Origin of the sequence: Pseudomonas shirazica, from assembly GCF_015168335.1 — a bacterium.
GTDB lineage: Bacteria > Pseudomonadota > Gammaproteobacteria > Pseudomonadales > Pseudomonadaceae > Aquipseudomonas > Aquipseudomonas asiatica.
The window spans coordinates 287,031-307,392 of sequence record NZ_CP063456.1 but is presented as its reverse complement, the minus strand read 5'-3'; the positions used below and the strand labels follow the sequence as shown (position 1 = coordinate 307,392).

The window sequence follows — 20,362 nt, the reverse complement described above, 5'->3', positions numbered from 1 at the left end:
GGCTCAGTTCCCCTTGCTCAGGCTGGCGGAGTTGGCCTCTCGGCCATCATCGGCGGCGGACAGCGGCCGCGCCGGCGTGCGTTTGGTGCCAGGGCCACCAGGGTTGTGCTCGTCACCCTCACCGGTCCGCGGCCCTTTGCGCACCAGGCGCATCATGTAGCCAAGACCGGTACCGAACAGGGCGAAGTACACCACCACGAAGGCCACCAAGGTGAAGCCGAGCTGGGCGTAACTGTGGTTGGACACACCGTCTGCCGTGCGCATCAGGCCATACACCACCCAGGGCTGGCGGCCGATTTCGGTGGTGAACCAGCCGGCCAGCAGCGCGATCAGTCCGGAAGGGCCCATCCACAGGGCCAGGTACAGGAACGGCCGCGAGGTGTAGAGCGTGCCGCGCTTGCGCAGCCAGAGGCTCCACAGGCCGACGAAGATCATCAGGAAACCCAGCCCGACCATGATCCGGAACGACCAGAAGACGATGGTCGAGTTGGGCCGGTCTTCGGGCGGAAACTCCTTCATCGCCGGCACCTGCTTGTCCAGGCTGTGGGTCAGGATCAGGCTGCCGAGTGCCGGGATCTCGAGCTTGAAGCGGGTGGTTTCGGCCTGCATGTCGGGGATGCCGAACAAGATCAGCGGGGTCGGCTCGCCGGGCACGTTCTCCCAGTGGCCTTCGATCGCAGCAATTTTCACCGGCTGGTGCTTGAGGGTGTTCAGGCCATGGAAGTCACCGATCACCGCCTGGATCGGGGCGACGATCAGCGCCATCCACATGGCCATAGACAGCATCTTGCGCACGGCCGGGTTGTCACGTCCGCGCAGCAGGTGCCAGGCCGCCGAGGCACCGACGAAGAACGCGGTGGAAACGAATGCGGCAGTGGCCATGTGCATCAGGCGGTAGGGGAACGAGGGGTTGAATACCACTGCCAGCCAGTCCACCGGCACAACCCGGCCGTCGATGATCTCGTGACCTTGCGGGGTCTGCATCCAACTGTTGGAGGCGAGGATCCAGAAGGTCGAGACCAAGGTGCCGAGCGCCACCATCACCGTGGAGAAGAAGTGCAGGCCACGGCCGACACGGTTCCAGCCAAACAGCATGACCCCCAGGAAGCCAGCCTCCAGGAAGAACGCGGTCAATACCTCGTAGGTGAGCAGCGGGCCGGTGATAGCGCCGGCGAAGTCGGAGAAACGACTCCAGTTGGTACCGAACTGGTAGGCCATGACCAGGCCGGAGACCACCCCCATGCCGAAGTTGACGGCGAAGATTTTCGACCAGAAGTGATAGAGGTCACGGTAGACCTGGTTATTGGTCCGCAGCCAGAGGCCTTCGAGGACTGCCAGGTAGCTCGCCAGGCCAATGGTAATGGCCGGGAACAGGATATGGAACGACACGGTAAAGGCAAACTGCATTCGGGCGAGCTCTAAGGCCTCTATTCCGAACATGGTGCTTCCTCTTCAGATAATCCGGCGTCCGGGCCGCTGGCCCCGTCGCCCACTGCCCCCACGGTAGTCGAGTGCGGCGCGTTGGAATTGTTCTGTTCGATCGCAGGGATTTCGGCCCAAGGGCCCGATCGTTACATCTGGAACGATTGACCCAGATCAACGATTGCTAGGAAGCATAGTCCTGAATGGCCCGCCGGGCCGTGTGGTTGATTGCCGCGTGACCGGTTGCCCCACCCCCTTTCATGAGACGAGAAAAAGTGCCGTCCCCGGCAAACAGTAACTGTTTGTTACAAACAGATGATACGCTGCGCCCCCCTCTACTGCGCCGAGGCCCCTGGTTTCCGATGTCCGATTCCGCACCGCAGTTGTTGCGTCACCACCGCCCTTTCCTGGCCTTCTGGCTGGCCCGCGTGTTCACCGCCAGCGGCTTCCAGATGCTCACCGTGGCCATTGGCTGGCACCTCTACCAGCTGACCGGCAATGTGCTGGACCTGGGCCTGGTCGGCCTGGTCGAATTCGCCCCACGGGTGCTGTTCATGCTGCACACCGGGCATGTCGCCGACCGCTATGACCGGCGCAAGGTCGCTGCGCTGTGCCAGAGCCTGCAGGGGCTGATAGCCCTGGCATTGGCGCTGGGCAGTGCCACCGACAACGTTACCCGCGAGCTGATCTTTGCTCTTGCCTTCCTGCTCGGTGCCACGCGTTCGTTCGAAATGCCGGCGACCCAGGCGCTGCTGCCCAACGTGGTACCAGCCGGGCTCTTCCCACGCGCGGTGGCGGCTTCGGCATCGGCCACCCAATCGGCAACCATCGTGGCGCCGGCGGTAGGCGGCTTCCTGTATGCCTTCGGCAGCATCTGGGTATACGGCCCCACCGTGGCCCTTTACGCCATCGCCTGCGTGCTGACCCTGAGCCTGCAGGCACGCGGCCAGGTGGCACAGCGCGGGCGCGCCAGCATCGAATCGTTGCTGGCCGGCATCCGCTTCATCCGCAGCCGGCCCGACATCCTCGGCGCCATCTCGCTGGACCTGTTCGCCGTACTGCTGGGTGGGGCCACCGCGCTGCTGCCCGTGTTCGCCAAGGACATCCTGCTGACCGGCCCGCTGGGCCTCGGCCTGCTGCGCTCTGCGCCAGCGGTGGGGGCGTTGCTGATGTCGCTGTGGCTGGCGCGCTTCCCGTTCGAGCGCAACGTGGGGCGGACCATGTTCACGGCAGTGGGCGTGTTCGGCGTGGCGACCATTGCCTTCGGCCTGTCTACCTCGTTCTGGTTCTCGCTGGCAGTGCTGGTGGTGCTGGGCGCGGCGGACATGATCAGCATGGTCATCCGCGGCGCTTTGGTGCAATTGGAGACGCCGGATGAAATGCGCGGGCGGGTGAGTGCGGTGAACGGCTTGTTCATTGGTGCCTCGAATCAGCTCGGCGAGTTCGAATCGGGGGTGACCGCGCACTGGTTTGGCACAGTGCCGGCGGTGGTGCTGGGTGGGGTGGGCACTTTGGTGGTGACTGGGGTGTGGATAAAGCTGTTCCCGACACTGGCCAAGCGAGATCGATTGCATAACGGTTGATCGTAGGCCTGTTCTGGCCCTATCGCCGGCAAGCCAGCTCCCACAGGTACACCACAGTTTCCGAACCCTGTGCAGTACTTGTGGGAGCTGGCTTGCCGGCGATAGGGCCGGTACAGGCTATAGAGAACCCATTCCCCAACGGCCATAGGCCCCCGCCGAGCATGCTGGTATGATGCGCGGCTTTTTTCCGCCCCACACAAAACCACGGCAACCGGTACGGTCTGTGCTTTGCTGATGGGGTCGATATATTCATGGCGCCGGGGGCGCCTTGGGGAGCGGGCATGCTGGAAAGGCTGTTTCAACTAAAAGCACACAACACCAATGTGCGCACCGAGATTCTCGCGGGCGTCACCACCTTCCTGGCCATGGCCTACATCCTGTTCGTCAACCCGAGCATCCTCGGCGAGACCGGCATGGACAAGGGCGCGATCTTCGTCGCCACCTGCCTGGCCGCGGCCATCGGCTCGGTGACCATGGGCCTGATCGCCAACTACCCGATCGCCCTGGCGCCGGGCATGGGCCTGAACGCGTTCTTCACCTACACCGTGGTCCTGCACATGGGCCACACCTGGCAGGTGGCACTGGGTGCGGTGTTCCTGTCGGCGGTGATGTTCTTCCTGCTGTCGATCTTCCGCATCCGCGAATGGATCGTGAACAGCATCCCGCTGCCGCTGCGTTCGGCCATTGCCGCGGGTATCGGCCTGTTCCTGGCACTGATCGCCCTGCATAACGCAGGCATCGTCGTCGATAACCCAGCCACCCTGGTGGGCCTGGGCGACCTCAAGCAGCCGGCACCGATCCTCGCCACCCTGGGCTTCTTCCTGATCGTCGGCCTTGAGTCGCTGAAAGTGCGCGGTGCCGTGCTGATCGGCATACTCGCCGTAACCATCGCCTCGATCCTGATGGGCGTGACGCCCTTCGGCGGCGTGGTCTCCATGCCGCCTTCGCTGGCCCCGACCTTCCTGCAACTGGACATCGCCGGCGCGCTGGACGTGGGCCTGGTCAGCGTGATCTTCGCCTTCCTGTTCGTCGACCTGTTCGACAACTCCGGCACCCTGATCGGTGTGGCCAAGCGCGCCGGGCTGATGGGCAAGGACGGCCACATGCCGAAAATGGGCCGTGCCCTGATCGCCGACAGTACCGCCGCCATGGCCGGTTCCCTGCTGGGCACCTCGACCACTACCAGCTACATCGAATCCGCAGCGGGCGTGAGCGCCGGTGGCCGCACCGGCCTGACCGCCATCGTGGTCGCCGTGCTGTTCCTGCTGGCGCTGTTCTTCGCCCCGCTGGCCGGTAGCGTGCCGGCCTTCGCCACCGCCCCGGCGCTGCTGTTCGTCGCGGTGCTGATGGCCTCGGGCCTGGCGGAAATAAACTGGGACGACGTCACCGAAGCCGCACCGGTGGTAGTGACCGCCCTGGCCATGCCGCTGACCTACTCGATCGCCAACGGCATCGCCTTCGGCTTCATTTCCTGGACCGCCGTCAAGCTGATCTCCGGCCGCCACCGCGACCTGAACCCGGCCCTGGTGATCCTTTCCATCCTGTTCGTCATCAAGCTGGGCTGGTTCAACGCATGAGTGCTGCTTTCGACCCCTCCTCCTACACCACCCAGCTGGACGCCAAGGTGGCCCGGCTGCGCGAGCTGCTGGCGCCGTTCGGCGCGCCGGAGCCGGCTGTTTTCGACTCGCCGCGCGAGCATTACCGCCTGCGCGCCGAATTCCGCCTGTGGCGCGAGGATGGCCAGCGCCACTACGCCATGTTCGCCCCGGGCGAGAAGCACAAGGCGATCCTGATCGAGGACTTCCCTATCGCCAGCCAGCGCATCAATGCACTGATGCCGCGCCTGAAGGCGGCCTGGCAGGCCAGCGAGGAGCTGGGCAACCGCCTGTTCCAGGTGGAGTTCCTCACCACCCTGGCTGGCGATGCCATGGTCACCCTGTGCTACCACCGCCCGCTGGACGAGGCGTGGGAAACGGCCGCACGGCAGCTGGCCGAAGACCTGGGCGTCAGCATTATCGGCCGCTCCAAGGGCAAACGCCTGGTCATCGGCCGAGACTACGCGGTGGAAAAACTCGAAGTCGCTGGCCGTGTGTTCAGCTACCGCCAGCCGGAAGGCGCGTTCACCCAGCCCAACGGCGCGGTGAACCAGAAGATGCTGAGCTGGGCCTTCGAGGCCATGGGCGAACGCAAGGACGACCTTCTGGAGCTTTACTGCGGCAACGGCAACTTCACCCTGCCGCTGGCCACCCGCGTGCGCCAGGTGCTGGCCACGGAAATCAGCAAGACCTCGGTCAATGCCGCGCTGAGCAACCTCGACGAGAACGCTGTAGATAACGTGCGGCTGGTGCGCCTGTCGGCAGAAGAGCTGACCCAGGCGCTGAATGAGGTGCGGCCGTTCCGCCGGCTGGAAGGCATCGACCTTAAGAGCTACGAGTTCGGTACGGTGTTCGTCGACCCGCCGCGGGCGGGGATGGACCCGGATACCTGCGAGCTGACCCGGCGTTTCGAGCGGATCCTGTACATCTCGTGCAACCCGGAGACGCTGGCGGCGAACATTGCCCAGCTGCAGGACACTCACCGCATCGAGCGGTGTGCGTTGTTTGACCAGTTCCCGTATACCCACCATATGGAGAGTGGGGTTTTGCTGGTTCGGCGCTGACCTTCAGATCGCCGGGGCTGCTTTGCAGCCCATCGCGACACAAGGCCGCTCCTACAGGAGGAACGCGATTCCCTGTAGGAGCGGCCTTGTGTCGCGATGGGCCGCAAAGCGGCCCCCGAGGTCCAACTCAGAAGTCGAAGAACACCGTCTCCCCTTCCCCCTGAATACGGATATCGAAGCGATATGCCGTCTTCCCGTCCACCTCGCAACGCTTGGCCACCAGGGTCTCGCGCCGCTGCGGCTGCTCGATCAGGTTGAGCACCGGGCACTTGGCATTGGCCTCGGCCTCGTCATCGAAATACAGCCGCGTGTGCAGGTGGATGTTGATCCCCCGGGCAAACAGGCTGATGTTGATGTGCGGCGCCATCGGCACGCCCGCAGCGTTGTTCACCACACCCGGCTTGACCGTGTGCAGGGTCCATTCACCTGCATCGAAGGTGGTGGCAGTGCGGCCAAAGCTGTTGAAGGCGTTTTCCAGGTTGTAGGCATCCTGGTACTCGCCGTTGGCATCGGCTTGCCACACTTCCAGGAACGAATCGCGCACCAGGTGGCCGTTACCGTCATACACCTGGCCGATCAGCAGGATGTGCTCGCCCGGCGCGTCCGGCTTGGCCAGGCGGTTCCAGATTTCCTGGTCGCGGGTCGGGTTGCCGGCCGCTTCCAGGGCCAGGCCGATGTGTACGTAGGGGCCGGCGGTCTGCGAAGGGGTTTCCGGCAGCAGTTCGATTGGCATGGCGGGGTCCTCAGCAGTTTTCGAAGTGGGTCTTGCGCTGGCCGCGCAGCACGATGTCGAAGCGGTAGGCCAGGCAGTCCATCGGGTTGGCGTTGCTCATGTCGAGCTTGGCGATCAACTGCTGCACGGCTTGCGGGTTGGCGATCGACTTGACGATCGGGCACATCGGGATCAGCGGGTCACCCTCGAAGTACAGCTGGGTAATCAGCTTGGTGGCGATCGACGGGCCGCTGATGGCGAAGTGGATGTGCGCCGGGCGCCAGTCGTTCGGGCCGTTGCGCCATGGGTACGGGCCCGGTTTGATGGTGCGGAAGCTGTAGTAGCCATCACGGTCGGTCAGGCAGCGGCCGACGCCACCGAAGTTCGGGTCCAGCGGCGCCAGGTAGCGGTCGTTCTTGTGACGGTAGCGGCCGCCGGCGTTGGCTTGCCACATTTCCACCAGGGTGTTCGGCACAGGCTTGCCGTACTGGTCGACGACACGGCCGGCAACGATGATGCGCTCGCCGATCGGCAAGCCGCCGTTGTTGAAGTTCAGCAGCAGGTCATGGTCATGGGCGCCGAAGCCCAGGTGGGAAAAGTCCGGGCCGGTAGTTTCGCTGATCGACTGCGGGATGCTGACCAGTGCCTGGCGTGGCGAACGGGCAATGGACGTCTTGTAGTCAGGCGTAAGAGCTTTCGGGTGCCAGTTGCGATCACGGATCACGAAGCGGCTGTTGTCCTGGGCGGGCATGCCGGTTTCCTCTCTTGGAATTATGGAAATGCGCGGGGGGATTATTTGAAACCCTGTCGCGGGCAAGCCCGCTCCCACATGCAGTTTCAGGCAGGTAGCGCGCAATGAATATTGAAATCAGCCACATCAAACATAACCATTTGGTTATGCATAAGCACCTTGGCCTGACACTCGCCGCTGTCGTGGACTAATCTTTGTCTTCTTGTTTCACGCTCCGGAGAGCATTCATGGATTGGCGAAAAGGTCGACGCAGCGACAATGTGGTCGATGCCCGAGGCGAAGGTGGTGGCGGCGGCATGCGTTTCGGCGGCGGCAAGGGGCTAGGGCTTGGTGCGGTGCTGCTGATTGTCGGCATCGGCTGGCTCACCGGCCAGGACCCGTTGCAGATTCTTGGCCAGCTCGCCGGCCAGATGGAGCAACAACAACAGCAGGCACCGAGCAGCGCGGGCGGCAAGGCGCCGCCGGCCAACGACCAGCAGGCCGAGTTCGTCGCCTCGATCCTGGGCGATACCGAAGACACCTGGAAAGCCCTGTTCGCCGAGGGCGGCAAGCAGTACCGCGACCCCAAGCTGGTGCTGTTCAGCGGCCAGGTCAATTCGGCCTGTGGCTTTGCCTCGGCGGCGGTGGGGCCGTTCTACTGCCCGGCAGACCAACGGGTCTACCTGGACATGTCGTTCTTCCGCGAAATGGAAACCCGCTTCGCCGCCGCCGGCGACTTTGCCCAGGCCTACGTGATCGCCCACGAAATCGGCCATCACGTGCAGACCCTGCTGGGCGTGTCGGCCAAGGTCGATGCCGCGCGCCGCAGCGGCCAGCGCATGGAAGGCGACAATGGCCTGCTGGTGCGTCAGGAACTGCAGGCCGACTGCCTGGCCGGTGTATGGGCCTACCAGGCGCAGAAGCGCCTGAACTGGCTGGAGCCGGGCGACGTCGAAGAGGCCCTGAACGCGGCCAATGCCATCGGCGATGACCGCCTGCAGCAGCAAGGCCGCGGGCGCGTGGTACCAGACTCGTTCACCCACGGCACCTCAGCGCAACGGGTGCGCTGGTTCAAGACCGGGTTTGCCGAGGGTGAGGTGAACCGCTGCGATACCTTCAGCGCGCGCAACCTTTGAATAGCTTCCAAAACCGACGCGATCCCTGTAGGAGCGGCTTTAGCCGCGAACACCGGCAAAGCCGGTGCCATCCACCGCGAAGGGCTGCAAGGCAGCCCCAATCAAGCCAGTTACAAATCTGCTGAAAAAGCGTTTCAGCTTCCTCCATCACTGCCGATAACCCCTGCACGAATCAGCGGGCATCCAGAACAACAACGCCTGGCGATCGAAGATCAAGCGAGCGAAAACAACTTCTGGAGAGCGTGCATGAACAGCTGGTTCGCCAACATCAGCGTCAACCTCAAACTAGGCCTGGGCTTCGGCCTGGTACTGATCCTCACCGGCCTGCTGGCCCTGACCGGCTGGACCAGCCTGGGCAGCCTGATTGACCGCAGCAACTGGATGGGCGATATCGGCCAGCTCAACAAGGACCTGACCGACCTGCGCATTGCGCGCCTGCAGTACATGATCGCCAACGGTGACGATGCTGCCGCCGCCAACACCCAGACCAAGCTTGACGCCTTCAGCAAGCAACAGGCCTACCTGGCCAGCACCTTCAAGAGCCCGGAAAACATCAAGCTGCTGGGTGAACTGGGCGAGACCATCAGCGCCTACAAGGTGTCGCTGAACAAGATGCGCCAGGGCTACGATGCCACCCGCACCGCGCGCACGGCCATGGACGGCTCGGCCAGCCGTGCCGACCAGGCCATGGACGCCCTCAGCCAGGAAGTCATGGCGCGCCCCGAAGCCGACAGCGTGCGCCTGGCCCAGTACCAGCTGATCAGCAAGGCCCGCCAGCAACTGCTGCAGGTGCGCATCGACGTACGCGGCTACATTGCCGAAAACAGCGCTGCCAACGAGCAGGCAGCCCTGCGCCAGCTGGACACCGCCCTGGCCGAAATCGACAACCTCAAGCGCCAGCTGCCGGCCGAAGACACGCGCCTGCGACAGTTCGAAGGCTCGGTGCTGGCCTACCGTGAAGCCGTGCGTCAATTCCGCGATGCGGTCGCCAACATCACCACTGCGCGCGCCGAGATGACCGTTCAGGGTGCCGACATCGTCAAGCGCAGCGACGCTCTGTACCAGATCCAGCTGCAGCGCCGCGACATGGAAAGTACCCAGGCCCGCAGCCTGCAGGCCATCGCCACGCTGCTGGCGCTGTTGGTCGGCGTGCTGGCGGCAGTGCTGATCACCCGGCAGATCACCCGCCCATTGCGCGACACCATGGTGGCAGTTGAAAAGATCGCCAGCGGCGACCTCACCCAGCACCTGCGCGTCACCCGCCGCGACGAACTGGGCGTGCTGCAACAAGGCATCGCCCGCATGGGCACCACTTTGCGCGAGCTGATCAGCGGCATCCGCGATGGCGTCACCCAGATCGCCAGCGCTGCCGAGGAATTGTCGGCAGTGACCGAGCAGACCAGCGCCGGCGCCAACAGCCAGAAGGTCGAGACCGACCAGGTGGCCACCGCAATGCACGAAATGGCCGCTACCGTTCAGGAAGTGGCACGCAATGCCGAGCAGGCCTCGCATGCTGCCACCGGTGCCGATGACGAAGCCCGTGCCGGCGACCGCGTGGTAGGCGAAGCAATTGGCCAGATCGAACGCCTGGCCGAAGAAATGCACCGTTCCACCGAAGCCATGAACCTGTTGCAGCAGGAAAGCCAGAAGATCGGCAGCGTGATGGACGTGATCAAGTCGGTGGCCGAACAGACCAACCTGCTGGCGCTGAACGCAGCGATCGAGGCGGCGCGTGCTGGCGAGGCAGGCCGTGGTTTTGCCGTGGTTGCCGATGAAGTGCGCGGCCTGGCCCAACGCACGCAGAAATCCACCGAAGAGATCGAAGAACTGATCGCCAGCCTGCAGCATGGGACCCAGCAAGTGGCTACGGCCATGCACGGCAGCCGTACCCTGACCGACAGCAGCGTCGAGTTGGCGCGCAAGGCCGGGGCTTCGCTGGAGAGCATCACCAGCACGGTGTCGAGCATCCAGTCGATGAACCAGCAGATTGCCGCGGCGGCGGAACAGCAGAGTGCGGTGGCGGAGGAGATCAGCCGCAGCATCCTGAATGTACGCGATGTGTCGGAGCAGACGGCGGCGGCCAGTGACGAGACGGCGGCGTCCAGCGTGGAGTTGGCGCGGTTGGGTGGGCAGTTGCAGACGTTGGTCAGCCAGTTCCGCGTCTGACCTGAAGACCCCGGGGGCCGCTTTGCGGCCCATCGCCGGCAAGCCAGGCTCCCACAGGAATAGCACAAGCCTCGGGGCTGCGCCGTACCTGTGGGAGCTGGCTTGCCGGCGATAGGGCCGGCACTGACGACCGCTTACTTGATGACCATCCCTACCCCACGCCCACGCGGATCCGAAGCGGTCTCCAGCTTCGTCCCATCAACCCGGATCGCCTGGATATCCCCCATCTCCCAGCCCTGGTCCTCCAGCACATAGCCCATCTTCTTCAGTTCATCAGCCACCGGCCCGGTCAGCGGCGCATAGCTGTCGAAGTAGATGGTGTCCTTGGGCAGCAACTGATGGTGCACGCGCTGCGCCGCCACCGCCTTGTCCAGCGGCATGTCGTAGTCGTACAGGTTGTTCATCACCTGGAAGATCGAGGTGAAGATCCGCGAGCCACCCGGAGTGCCGATGACCAGCTCGACCTTGCCATCGCGGGTCATCAGGCTGGGGCTCATGGACGACAGCATGCGCTTGCCCGGGGCGATAGCATTGGCATCGCCACCTACCACACCAAAGGCGTTCGCCGCCCCCGGCTTGGCGCTGAAATCGTCCATCTCGTCGTTGAGCAGGAAGCCGGCGCCTTTCACCACCACACCACTGCCGTAGTCGAGGTTGAGGGTGTAGGTGTTGCTGACCGCATTGCCCTGCTTGTCGACGATCGAGAAGTGCGTGGTCTGGTGCGGTTCCAGGCCCGGCTTGACCTTGTCGGTATCGGAAATGGCCTTCGGGTTGACCTGCGCGGCGCGCTTGGCCAGGTAGTCCTTGGCCACCAGCTGATCCACCGGCACTTTGGTGAAGGCCGGGTCGCCAAGGTAGTCGGCGCGGTCGGCGAACACGCGCTTCTCGATCTCGGCCAACAGGTGAATGTACTGCGCCGAGTTGTGCGCCACACCCTTGAAGTCCGCCGCGCGGTTTTCCTTGATACCCAGCAGCTGGGCCAGGGCTACACCACCGGAGCTTGGCGGTGGCGCGGTATAGACCACATTGCCACGCCAGCTCACGGCCATTGGCTCGCGCCATACGGCCTTGTAGTCCTTCAGGTCTTGCTTGGTGATCAGGCCCTTGTCGGCTTGCATCTGCGCCACCAGCAGGTCTGCGGTCTTGCCCTGGTAGAACTCGCTCACGCCCTTGTCGGCGATGCGCTCCAGGGTCTGGGCCATTTCCGGTTGCTTGAACAGCTCGCCGACCTTCATGTTGCCGAAGTAGTCGTTGAAATTGGTCGCGGTCTTGAACATGCCCTGGGCGTCGTTGCGGTACTGGTACTGCTTGGCCGCAACCTTGAAGCCGTTTTTCGCATAGCCGATGGCCGGGGTCAGCAGTTCGCTCCAGGGCAGCTTGCCGAACTTCTGGTGCGCCTCCCACAACCCCATCACCGTGCCCGGAACGCCAGCAGCACGTGCCCCGACCAGACTGAGGTTTTCGATGACCTCACCCTTTTCGTCCAGGTACATGTTGCGCGTGGCGGCCTTGGGCGCGACTTCGCGGTAATCGAGGAAGTAGGGTTTGCCGTCGACGAACAGGGTCATGAACCCGCCACCGCCGATGTTGCCAGCCTCGGGATAAGTCACCGCCAGGGTGAAAGCCGTGGCCACTGCCGCATCCACCGCGTTGCCGCCTTTCTTGAGGATATCGGCGGCCACCTGTGCACCATATTGATCGGGCGCGGCCACTGCGCCGCCCTCAAGATTGGCGGCATGGACCGTGGAACAGCTCAGGATCGTGGCTGTGAGAGCCAGGTACTGGAACGGAGCAATACGCATGACACTTCCTTGGTGTTGTTTTTGTTGAGCAGTCAGTAAGGCCGAAGCGCTTCGACTGTGCAATCAACCGCAGGAAGTTTCGCCGCCCGTGGACAGGACCTGTCGCGTTCAGGCAACTCAGCTGGCGTACATCGCCAACTTGCGCTGGATGAAATCGAGGAAGCACTGGATACGCAGCGCCAGCTGGGTGTTGCGGTAGTACACCGCATGGATCGGCTGGCGATAGCCGTTGTTGGCTTCGCTCAGCAGCACTTGCAGGCGCCCGGCGCGAATGTCCTCGTGGGTCATGAAGTGCGACAGGCTGACGATGCCCTCGCCGGCCAGCGCCAATTGGCGCAAGGTCTCGCCGCTGGAGGCGATCAGCGACGGGCGAATGCTCCAGCGGTCCCCCTGGGCATGGCGCAGTGGCCAATGGTTGAGCGATTCGGGCTGGCTGAAGCCGAGCAGGCAGTGGTTGGCCAGGTCCTCGACCCGCTGCGGCGTGCCGTGTTGCTCGAGGTAGGCCGGGCTGGCCAGCACCTGTACCGGGCTGCATCCCAGGCTGCGTGCGTGCAGGCTGGAGTCGGCCAGTTCACCGATGCGGATCGCCACATCGGTGCTTTGCTCCAGCAGGTCGATGATCAAGTCGTCGGTATTGAGTTCCAGTTCGATACCAGGGTATTGGCGGCGGAACTCGCCGATCCACGGCAGGATGGCATGCAGCATGAACGGCGCGGCGGCGTTGATGCGCAGGCGCCCGGTAGGGGTCTGGCGGTTCATCGACAGTCGCTCTTCCATCTCGTCCATCTGTTCCAGGATCAACCGCGCGCGCTCGAGGAAGAAGCGGCCCTCCTCGGTCAGGTCCATGCGCCGGGTGGTGCGGTTGACCAGCGTGGTACCCAGCTTGCCTTCAAGGCGCGACAGGGTACGGCTGACGGCAGACGGGGTCTGGCCCATCTGCTCGGCAGCAGCGGAAATCGAGCCGCAGTCGATGACGGTGACGAATACCTGGAGCTCTTCGGATCGGGTTTTCACATCTGCGCCTGCGGTTGGTCTCTGCCGGAATAGATAGCCGCTTGTCTAGGCCAAGTCCAGCACAGAAAAACCTTACTGTGCCTTGCCAAACACCTTGTCCAGATGCGCCTCATAGGCTGCCAAAGCAGCCGGCACATCAGGCCGCTTCATCACATCCACCGCCAGGAAAGTCGGCAACCCGGTCATGCCGAGGAACTGGTTGGCCTTGTGGAATGGGAAGTACACCGCGTCCACCCCCTTGCCCTCGAAGAAATCGCTAGGGTCGTCGAATGCCTGCTGCGGTGCATTCCAGGTCAGCGAAAGCATGTACTGCTTGCCGTGCACCAGGCCACCACTGCCGTACTTCTGCGAGTGGTCCGCACGGGTACGGCCGTCGTTGGCATACAAGCTACCGTGGCCGGCGGTGAACACCTCGTCGATGTACTTTTTAACGGTCCATGGCGCACCCATCCACCAGCCGGGCATCTGGTAGATGACCACATCGGCCCAGAGGAACTTCTCCACCTCTTCCTGGGCATCATAGCCACCGTCGATGAAGGTCTGGCGTACATCGAAACCGGCCCGGTCCAGGTGAGCGATGGCCGCTTCGTGCAAGGTCGTGTTCAGACGACCGTCGGAGTGGGCGAACTGTTTACCACCGTTGAGCAAAAGGATCTTCTTCATGCGGGCCTCGCGGAAAAAATTCAGGCCGGCAGGTTAGGGGCTCGCGGGCGCGGGATACAGTAATGCAGCGGCAAAATACAATTGACCTGAAGTCACGAATCAATAATGCATTATTGCCTTAGAATCGCATCACCTCCCATCACCGAGTAGCGACCCATGAGTGAGCAGTACGCCTTCATCCTCAAAGCCAAGACCCGCCCGGAAATGGCTGAAGCGTTCGAAACGCTGTTCCGCGCTTACGTCGAGCCAAGCCGCCAGGAGCCGGGCTGCATCGAGTACCACATGCTGCGCGACAAGCAGGACCCGAGCCTGTTCGTGTTCTTCGAGGTCTGGGCCGACAAGGCAGCGCTGGATGTGCATTCGGCACTGCCGCACATGACCGCGTTCTTCGAAAAACGCATGGACTACCTGGAACGCGATTTCGACATCCAGATGATCGACATGCTCAGCGCATCAAGCGCTAACCGCTGATCAGCAAATGGCCGCCGAGCGCGGCCAGGCCGATGAAGAAGCACCGTTTGAACAGCGGCGTACTGATGCGCTGACGCAGCCACTGGCCGGCCAGCATGCCGACTAAGGCCGGCGCCAGCATCAGCAGCGAAGCACCCAGCGCCTGGCCACCCAGGACATGCTGCCCGGCCAGGCCAACGGCCAGGGCCAGGGTCGAAACCGTGAACGACAGGCCCAGGGCCTGGACCATCTGATCCCGATTCAAACCCAGGCTCTGCAGGTAGGGCACAGCCGGTATCACGAACACCCCGGTCGCCGCCGTGACCACGCCCGTGACCAGCCCGCAAAGCGGCGCCAGCCAAGGCTCCCGCCCCGGTGCCAGGCGCAGACCCGGACCGACCAGCCCGTACAGCGCATACACCATCAAGGCCGCGCCCAGTGCATGTGCGGCCCAAGGGCCGCTGTTGATCCCCAGCCAGGCGCTGCCCAGCAAGGTACCGACGAAGATCATCGCCAGCATCGGCCACAGGCGTGCCAGCAACCTCCGCAGGTGCCCCCCACTGGCCAGCTGCCAGAGGTTGGTGAGGGTCGAAGGCACAATCAGCAATGCCGCAGCCTGCGCCGGTGACATAGCCAGGCCCAGCAGGCCCATGGCGATTGTCGGCAGGCCGAGGCCGATCAAGCCCTTCACCGCGCCGGCCAGCAGGAAAGTCAGTACCACCAGCAGCGACAGCGCTGGGCCAATGTTCTGGTAGAAAGCGAGCAAGGTATTCATAGGCCGATAATGGCGTGCGCCAGCCGGGCTGAAAATCTGCCATATACTCAGCCAGACTCTTGCCAGGACAGAGCCACATGCATTTCGATCTGATCGACCTCAGGCTGTTCCAGCACACCCTGGAGTGCGGCAACATCACCGCCGGTGCCAGCCGCAGCCATCTTTCGCTGGCAGCAGCCAGTGCGCGGATCCGCGCCATGGAGGCTTCGCTGGGCATCCCTTTGCTGGAACGCAACCGCCGTGGCGTGCAAGCAACTCTGGCCGGCCAGGCACTGCTGCAGCATGCCCGGCTGATATCGCAGCAGGTCGAGCGCCTGCAGTTCGACCTGGGCCAGTACGTTCAAGGGCAGCAGGGCCAGGTGCGCCTGCTGTGCAACACGGCTGCACTCACGGAGTACCTGCCGGAGCTGCTGGCCGGCTACCTGGCTGAAAACCCAGGCGTCAGCGTGGATGTGCAGGAGTTGCCGAGCCTGCGCATCGTGCAGTCGATTACCCAGGGCATGGCGGACCTGGGCATAGTTTCGACCGCCGCCCCCAGCGAGCACCTGCAGACCCGGCCGTTTCGCGAAGACCCACTGGTGCTTGTAACGCCGCAGCGCCATCCACTGGCCAGCGAGGTAGCGCCGAGCTTTATCGATAGCCTGGCCCATGGCTATGTCGGCCTGGGTACCGGCAGTGCACTGGCGTTGTACCTGGAAGAGCAGGCGCTGCGCGAGGGGCGGCGCATGCGGGTTCGGGTGCGTGCCGAAGGGTTCGATGGCGTGATCCGCATGGTTGCGGGCGGGGCCGGGGTGGGGGTGGTGCCGCTGGCGGCGGTGAAGCGTTGGCAAGGGGTGTTGCCGTTGCACTGGGTGGCGCTGACGGAACCATGGGCCAATCGCCGGTTGCTGGTGTGTGCACGCGATTTTGCGGCATTGCCGGGGTATGCCGCAGGGTTGGTAACCACCCTCACCCGCTGACCCGATCAGTATGTTGCATGTACTGCGCATGACTTGAAGCCAACGCGATCGATGTAGGAGCGTGCACAGTAAGTGCATTTTTTTAGCCGCTCGCACACAATCCTCCCATCGCACCACCGAAAAGGACTTTCCAGTGGCATCGATCTACCAGCTCAAACCGCGCTTCCAGGCCATGCTCCGCCCTGCTGTCCAGCGCCTCCACGACCGCGGTGTCACCGCCAACCAGGTCACTGTCGCCGCCGCCCTGCTGTCGATCCTGCTGGGCCTGCTGCTGGCTGCCCTGCCCCATCTCACCTGGCTGTTCATTCTGGTGCCAGTCTGGATGCTGCTGCGCATGGCACTGAACGCCGTCGACGGCATGCTCGCCCGTGAGTTCGGCCAGCAATCCACCCTCGGTGCCTACCTCAACGAACTGTGCGACGTGATCGCCGATGCCGCGCTGTACCTGCCCTTCGCCCTGCTGGCCGGTGTATCGCCAACCTTGGTCGTGCTCGTGGTGCTCAGCGCCACCTTCAGCGAATACGCCGGTGTCATGGGCCCACTGGCCGGTGCTTCACGGCGCTACGATGGCCCAATGGGCAAGAGCGACCGGGCCTTTGCCTTCGGTGTGCTGGGTACCGGTGTCGCCCTAGGCCTGCTGAATGGCACCTGGCTCAACGGCTTGTTGCTGGTCATCCTCGCACTCTCGCTCTATACCCTCTACAACCGGGTTCGCCAGGGGCTGGCCGAAACCCGCTGAGCCCACTGCCGTCGCAAAAGGATGTCGACCATGCGCCAAGCGCAAGCGCTGCACTTCTCCACCCATGACGGCGTCGAGCTGTATTACCGTCACTGGCCTGCCACGCGTAACCAACACCAGCCACGCCGGGCCGTGGTGATGTTCCATCGCGGCCACGAACACGGCGGGCGCATGGCACACCTGGCCGACGAGCTGGACATGCCGGGCTACGATTTCTTCGCCTGGGATGCCCGCGGCCACGGCCATTCGCCGGGCGCGCGTGGCGACAGCCCGGGCTTCGCCACCAGCGTGCGCGATGTGCAGACCTTCATCGAGCACATCCAGGCCAGCCATGGCATCGCCGAACAGGACCTGGTGGTGCTGGCGCAGAGCGTAGGGGCCGTGCTCGTCGCCACCTGGGCCCACGACTACGCGCCCAAGGTGCGCTGCCTGGTGCTGGCCTCGCCAGCGTTCAAGGTCAAACTGTATGTGCCGTTCGCCCGCACCGGCCTGAAACTGCTGAAAGCCTTGCGCGGAAACTTCTTCGTAAACAGCTACGTCAAGCCCCGCCTGCTCACCCACGACCCCGAACGGGTCATGTCGTACGTGGCCGACCCGCTGATCAGCCGGCCGATTTCGGTAACCATGCTGCTGGGCCTGTACGAAGCCGCCGACCGGGTGGTGGCGGATGCCCAGGCCATTCAGTTGCCAACCCAACTGCTGGTGTCCGGTGCCGACTTCGTGGTCGAACGCCAACCGCAGGAACGCTTCTTCGAACGCCTGGGCAGTGCGCGCAAGGAAATGCACATCCTGCCAGGTTTTTTCCACGACACCCTTGGCGAGCGTGACAGGGCCCATGCCTTGCGGCGCATCGAGCGGTTTGTCGAACATTGCTTCGCCAGCCCCGCCGCCCTGCCATCACTGCTCGATGCCGACAAGACCGGCGCCAGCTGCGCCGAGGCCGAAAGCCTGGCCGCACCGCTGCCGCGCAACTCGCCCCGCGACCTTTACTGGCGTGCTACCCGTGCCGGGCTGCGGCTGGGCAAGGGGCTGTCCGAAGGTGTGAAGCTGGGTTTCGATACCGGTTTCGATTCGGGCAGTACCCTGGACTACGTGTACCGCAACCAGCCGACCGGCAAAGGCAAGCTCGGTCGCCTGATCGACCAGAACTACCTCGACGCCATCGGCTGGCGCGGCATCCGCCAGCGCAAGCTGCACGTAGAGGAACTGCTGCGCCTGGCCATCGTCCGCCTGCGCGACCAGCAGCGGCCGGTGCACATCGTCGATATCGCCGCCGGCCATGGCCGCTACATTCTCGAGGCCCTGCAGGAGCTCGAACAACTGCCGGATTCGATCCTGCTGCGTGACTACAGCGAACTGAACGTGCAGCAAGGCAGCGCACTGATTGCAGAAAAAGGCCTGACCGACATCGCCCGCTTCGTCCAGGGCGATGCCTTCGACCGCCAGAGCCTGGCGACCCTGGAACAACCACCGACCCTGGCCGTGGTCTCCGGCCTGTACGAACTGTTCGCCAGCAACCAGTTGGCAGGTAACTCGCTGGCCGGCCTGGCCGATGCGCTGGAAGATGGCAGCTATTTGGTCTACACCGGCCAGCCGTGGCACCCGCAACTGGAAATGATCGCCCGCGCCCTCACCAGCCACCGCGGCGGGGAGGCCTGGGTCATGCGTCGCCGCAGCCAGGCCGAAATGGACCAGTTGGTAGAAGCGGCGGGGTTCCGCAAGCTGGCCCAACGCATCGATGAATGGGGCATTTTCAGCGTCAGCCTGGCACAACGGGTGCGCTGAATGAGCCCATCACGCGAGCCCCGGCTGATCCGCCGAGGCGTGTTCTGGCTTCTTTTGCTGGGGCCGCTGTTTTTTCTTAGTTACGGGCTGGCGAACAACCATACCGCCGGGCGCAGTGATGTCGGCAGCCTGGTGTTCGGCTGGGAAAGCCGCATGCCGTTGTGGCCGTGGACGATCATCCCGTACTGGTCGATCGACCTGCTCTACGGTTTGTCCTTCCTGCTGCCACGCACGCGCCAGGAAATGGACCGGCACGCGCTGGCGCTGCTAACCGCGCAGCTGATCAGCGTCAGCTGCTTCCTGCTCTGGCCGCTGCGCTTCACCTTCGAGCGGCCGGAACTGGGCGGGGTGTTCGGCTGGATGTTCGATGTGCTGATGGGCTTCGACAAGCCGTTCAACCAGGCGCCTTCGCTGCATATTGCCCTGCTGGTGATCATCTGGACGATGTTTGCCCGGCACGTGCAGCGCCAGCCCTGGCGTTGGCTGATGCATGGCTGGATGGCACTGATCGGGGTCTCGGTACTGACCACCTGGCAGCACCATTTCATCGACGTGCCGACAGGGGCATTGGCGGGGTTCGTCTGCGTCTGGTTGTGGCCACATCAAGGGCAACTGCCCTGGCAGCAGGTGCGCCTTGCGCGGGATGCCAAGTGTTGGCGGTTGGCGTTGTTCTATACAGTGGGTGGGCTGCTGTGCGCAGTGCCTGCCGTTGCGTTGGGCGGCGCCTGGCTGTGGTTGACCTGGCCGGCCGTGTCGCTGGCTTTGGTGGCGCTGAACTATGGCGTGCTCGGTGCGGGCGGGTTCCAGAAAGGCGCCGATGGGCGCTTGTCGAATGCAGCCAGCTGGCTGCTGGCACCCTACCTGATTGGGGCGTGGGTCAACTCGCGGTTGTGGACATGGCGGCACACGCAGGCGGATGAAGTGTGTGATGGCGTCTACCTTGGGCGGATTCCTGGGTGTGACGCGCAGTTCGCTGCGGTAGTCGATTTGTGCGCAGAGCTACCGTGCCATGTTCAGGACAGCGCTCCTACACAGGTCGCGTCCGCCGTTGGCTACGCATGTTTTCCTACCCTGGACCTGATCGCCCCGGAAAGCCCATTGCTGCACCAAGCCGCCGTCACCATCGAACGCCTGCGCTCGCAAGGCCCGGTGCTGGTCTGCTGCGCCCTGGGCTATTCGCGCAGCGCCAGCGCCGTGGCAGCCTGGCTGGTACTCACGGGCCGCTGCAGTGATGCTCGCCAGGCCGAGGCGCTGATCCGCAAGGCCCGCCCCGGCGTGGTCCTGCACAGCGCACATCGCCAAGCCTTGCAACGGCTAGGGACACAACCATGACGCTGTACGTGGTGGCCAGCCTGCTGGGCTGTGGCAAACAACTGGAACGCCTGTCGGACGGCCTCACCCTGCTGGCCCTGGCCTACGGCCTGGCGCCCTTGCTGGGAGCCCAGTTGCAACCGCTGGCCAGCCTGCTGTGCATTGCGCTGCTGGTACTAGGCGTGCTGCACAAGTACTGGGCCATCCGTGTGGCCATCGATGCCCAATTGTTCGCCCACCTCGCCGCCAGCCGCGACCTGGCGGCGGACACCCAGGCCCTGGACCACGCACTGTTCGAGCTGAAACTCAAACCGCAGGCCGCCGACACCCGAGCATGGCCTGCCCGTAGCCGGGCCGCGCTGACCCTGTTACGCCGCCAGGCAGTGTACCTGGGCCTGCAGCTGTCGCTGGCTTTGGCTACCCTGCTGACACTGCCTTTGAAGGGATGACTACCGA

At 64.0% G+C, this 20,362-nt stretch carries 18 protein-coding genes and 1 pseudogene; 12 read left to right on the top strand and 7 right to left on the bottom strand.

Annotated features, from left to right (window positions below):
* Nucleotides 1–3 precede the first annotated feature (3 nt).
* A complete protein-coding gene (locus IMX18_RS01395; RefSeq protein ID WP_023662143.1) occupies nt 4–1,440 on the bottom strand; it encodes a cytochrome ubiquinol oxidase subunit I in 1,437 nt (478 codons plus the stop codon).
* A 344-nt stretch (nt 1,441–1,784) separates the two neighbouring features.
* Here IMX18_RS01395 and IMX18_RS01390 point away from each other — a divergent pair, with 344 nt between their 5' ends.
* The 3 genes from IMX18_RS01390 to trmA all read left to right on the top strand — a co-directional run bounded on the left by IMX18_RS01390 (nt 1,785) and on the right by trmA (nt 5,664).
* Nucleotides 1,785–3,005, top strand: a complete 1,221-nt coding sequence (locus IMX18_RS01390) for an MFS transporter (RefSeq protein ID WP_015271802.1) — start codon at nt 1,785–1,787, stop codon at nt 3,003–3,005.
* Nucleotides 3,006–3,286: 281 nt separating this feature from the next.
* On the top strand, nt 3,287–4,582 hold the full coding sequence (locus IMX18_RS01385; protein WP_015271803.1) for an NCS2 family permease: 1,296 nt from the start codon (nt 3,287–3,289) through the stop codon (nt 4,580–4,582).
* Nucleotides 4,579–5,664 (top strand): tRNA (uridine(54)-C5)-methyltransferase TrmA, encoded by a 1,086-nt coding sequence (gene trmA, locus IMX18_RS01380; RefSeq protein WP_015271804.1) that lies wholly within the window; start codon nt 4,579–4,581, stop codon nt 5,662–5,664. The genes IMX18_RS01385 and trmA overlap by 4 nt, the downstream gene beginning before the upstream one ends.
* A gap of 127 nt (nt 5,665–5,791) precedes the next feature.
* On the opposite strand, the gene pcaG is transcribed toward trmA, so the two are convergent.
* Together pcaG and pcaH are read right to left on the bottom strand one after the other, a co-directional pair.
* A complete protein-coding gene (gene pcaG, locus IMX18_RS01375) occupies nt 5,792–6,397 on the bottom strand; it encodes a protocatechuate 3,4-dioxygenase subunit alpha (protein ID WP_015271805.1) in 606 nt (201 codons plus the stop codon).
* A gap of 10 nt (nt 6,398–6,407) precedes the next feature.
* Entirely contained in the window at nt 6,408–7,127 is a 720-nt protein-coding gene (pcaH, locus tag IMX18_RS01370) for a protocatechuate 3,4-dioxygenase subunit beta (RefSeq protein ID WP_003251597.1), read from the bottom strand.
* Between the two features lie 227 nt (nt 7,128–7,354).
* On the opposite strand from pcaH, the gene ypfJ reads away from it, so the two are divergent.
* The 3 genes and pseudogenes from ypfJ to IMX18_RS28310 all read left to right on the top strand — a co-directional run bounded on the left by ypfJ (nt 7,355) and on the right by IMX18_RS28310 (nt 10,408).
* Entirely contained in the window at nt 7,355–8,242 is an 888-nt protein-coding gene (ypfJ, locus tag IMX18_RS01365; RefSeq protein ID WP_015271806.1) for a KPN_02809 family neutral zinc metallopeptidase, read from the top strand.
* 246 nt (nt 8,243–8,488) lie between these two features.
* Nucleotides 8,489–9,505 (top strand): annotated as a pseudogene (locus IMX18_RS28315) (methyl-accepting chemotaxis protein); the annotation flags it as partial.
* Between the two features lie 39 nt (nt 9,506–9,544).
* Nucleotides 9,545–10,408 carry a methyl-accepting chemotaxis protein gene (locus IMX18_RS28310; protein WP_404940927.1) on the top strand — a complete coding sequence of 288 codons (864 nt, stop codon included), beginning with the start codon at nt 9,545–9,547 and terminating at the stop codon, nt 10,406–10,408.
* Nucleotides 10,409–10,542: 134 nt separating this feature from the next.
* On the opposite strand, the gene ggt is transcribed toward IMX18_RS28310, so the two are convergent.
* The 3 genes from ggt to mdaB all read right to left on the bottom strand — a co-directional run bounded on the left by ggt (nt 10,543) and on the right by mdaB (nt 13,887).
* Nucleotides 10,543–12,210, bottom strand: a complete 1,668-nt coding sequence (ggt, locus tag IMX18_RS01355) for a gamma-glutamyltransferase (protein WP_217190100.1) — start codon at nt 12,208–12,210, stop codon at nt 10,543–10,545.
* A 117-nt stretch (nt 12,211–12,327) separates the two neighbouring features.
* Nucleotides 12,328–13,224 (bottom strand): LysR family transcriptional regulator, encoded by an 897-nt coding sequence (locus tag IMX18_RS01350; RefSeq protein ID WP_015271809.1) that lies wholly within the window; start codon nt 13,222–13,224, stop codon nt 12,328–12,330.
* 72 nt (nt 13,225–13,296) lie between these two features.
* Entirely contained in the window at nt 13,297–13,887 is a 591-nt protein-coding gene (mdaB, locus tag IMX18_RS01345) for an NADPH:quinone oxidoreductase MdaB (protein ID WP_015271810.1), read from the bottom strand.
* 156 nt (nt 13,888–14,043) lie between these two features.
* Here mdaB and IMX18_RS01340 point away from each other — a divergent pair, with 156 nt between their 5' ends.
* Entirely contained in the window at nt 14,044–14,358 is a 315-nt protein-coding gene (locus IMX18_RS01340) for a putative quinol monooxygenase (protein WP_003258316.1), read from the top strand.
* Here IMX18_RS01340 and IMX18_RS01335 read toward each other — a convergent pair.
* Nucleotides 14,348–15,112, bottom strand: a complete 765-nt coding sequence (locus IMX18_RS01335; RefSeq protein WP_015271811.1) for a sulfite exporter TauE/SafE family protein — start codon at nt 15,110–15,112, stop codon at nt 14,348–14,350. The genes IMX18_RS01340 and IMX18_RS01335 overlap by 11 nt on opposite strands.
* Nucleotides 15,113–15,189: 77 nt before the next feature.
* On the opposite strand from IMX18_RS01335, the gene IMX18_RS01330 reads away from it, so the two are divergent.
* The 5 genes from IMX18_RS01330 (at nt 15,190) to IMX18_RS01310 (ending at nt 20,355) form a co-directional block, all read left to right on the top strand.
* Nucleotides 15,190–16,071: a LysR substrate-binding domain-containing protein gene (locus tag IMX18_RS01330; RefSeq protein ID WP_100413986.1), complete on the top strand. Its 882-nt coding sequence runs from the start codon at nt 15,190–15,192 to the stop codon at nt 16,069–16,071.
* A 133-nt stretch (nt 16,072–16,204) separates the two neighbouring features.
* Nucleotides 16,205–16,810, top strand: coding sequence for a CDP-alcohol phosphatidyltransferase family protein (locus tag IMX18_RS01325; RefSeq protein ID WP_015271813.1), 606 nt, complete (start codon nt 16,205–16,207; stop codon nt 16,808–16,810).
* Between the two features lie 30 nt (nt 16,811–16,840).
* A complete protein-coding gene (locus IMX18_RS01320; RefSeq protein WP_217190101.1) occupies nt 16,841–18,595 on the top strand; it encodes a bifunctional alpha/beta hydrolase/class I SAM-dependent methyltransferase in 1,755 nt (584 codons plus the stop codon).
* Nucleotides 18,596–19,927, top strand: a complete 1,332-nt coding sequence (locus IMX18_RS01315; protein WP_015271815.1) for a phosphatase PAP2/dual specificity phosphatase family protein — start codon at nt 18,596–18,598, stop codon at nt 19,925–19,927.
* Nucleotides 19,924–20,355: a hypothetical protein gene (locus IMX18_RS01310; protein WP_015271816.1), complete on the top strand. Its 432-nt coding sequence runs from the start codon at nt 19,924–19,926 to the stop codon at nt 20,353–20,355. Before IMX18_RS01315 ends, IMX18_RS01310 begins: the two co-directional genes overlap by 4 nt.
* Nucleotides 20,356–20,362 lie beyond the last annotated feature (7 nt).

Coding starts and splice junctions, on each gene's coding strand:
- IMX18_RS01395 (WP_023662143.1), bottom strand. CDS start 1,440: ATGTTCGGAATAGAGGCCTTAGAGCTCGCCCGAATGCAGTTTGCCTTT.
- IMX18_RS01390 (WP_015271802.1), top strand. CDS start 1,785: ATGTCCGATTCCGCACCGCAGTTGTTGCGTCACCACCGCCCTTTCCTG.
- IMX18_RS01385 (WP_015271803.1), top strand. CDS start 3,287: ATGCTGGAAAGGCTGTTTCAACTAAAAGCACACAACACCAATGTGCGC.
- trmA (WP_015271804.1), top strand. CDS start 4,579: ATGAGTGCTGCTTTCGACCCCTCCTCCTACACCACCCAGCTGGACGCC.
- pcaG (WP_015271805.1), bottom strand. CDS start 6,397: ATGCCAATCGAACTGCTGCCGGAAACCCCTTCGCAGACCGCCGGCCCC.
- pcaH (WP_003251597.1), bottom strand. CDS start 7,127: ATGCCCGCCCAGGACAACAGCCGCTTCGTGATCCGTGATCGCAACTGG.
- ypfJ (WP_015271806.1), top strand. CDS start 7,355: ATGGATTGGCGAAAAGGTCGACGCAGCGACAATGTGGTCGATGCCCGA.
- IMX18_RS28310 (WP_404940927.1), top strand. CDS start 9,545: ATGGGCACCACTTTGCGCGAGCTGATCAGCGGCATCCGCGATGGCGTC.
- ggt (WP_217190100.1), bottom strand. CDS start 12,210: ATGCGTATTGCTCCGTTCCAGTACCTGGCTCTCACAGCCACGATCCTG.
- mdaB (WP_015271810.1), bottom strand. CDS start 13,887: ATGAAGAAGATCCTTTTGCTCAACGGTGGTAAACAGTTCGCCCACTCC.
- IMX18_RS01340 (WP_003258316.1), top strand. CDS start 14,044: ATGAGTGAGCAGTACGCCTTCATCCTCAAAGCCAAGACCCGCCCGGAA.
- IMX18_RS01335 (WP_015271811.1), bottom strand. CDS start 15,112: ATGAATACCTTGCTCGCTTTCTACCAGAACATTGGCCCAGCGCTGTCG.
- IMX18_RS01330 (WP_100413986.1), top strand. CDS start 15,190: ATGCATTTCGATCTGATCGACCTCAGGCTGTTCCAGCACACCCTGGAG.
- IMX18_RS01320 (WP_217190101.1), top strand. CDS start 16,841: ATGCGCCAAGCGCAAGCGCTGCACTTCTCCACCCATGACGGCGTCGAG.
- IMX18_RS01315 (WP_015271815.1), top strand. CDS start 18,596: ATGAGCCCATCACGCGAGCCCCGGCTGATCCGCCGAGGCGTGTTCTGG.
- IMX18_RS01310 (WP_015271816.1), top strand. CDS start 19,924: ATGACGCTGTACGTGGTGGCCAGCCTGCTGGGCTGTGGCAAACAACTG.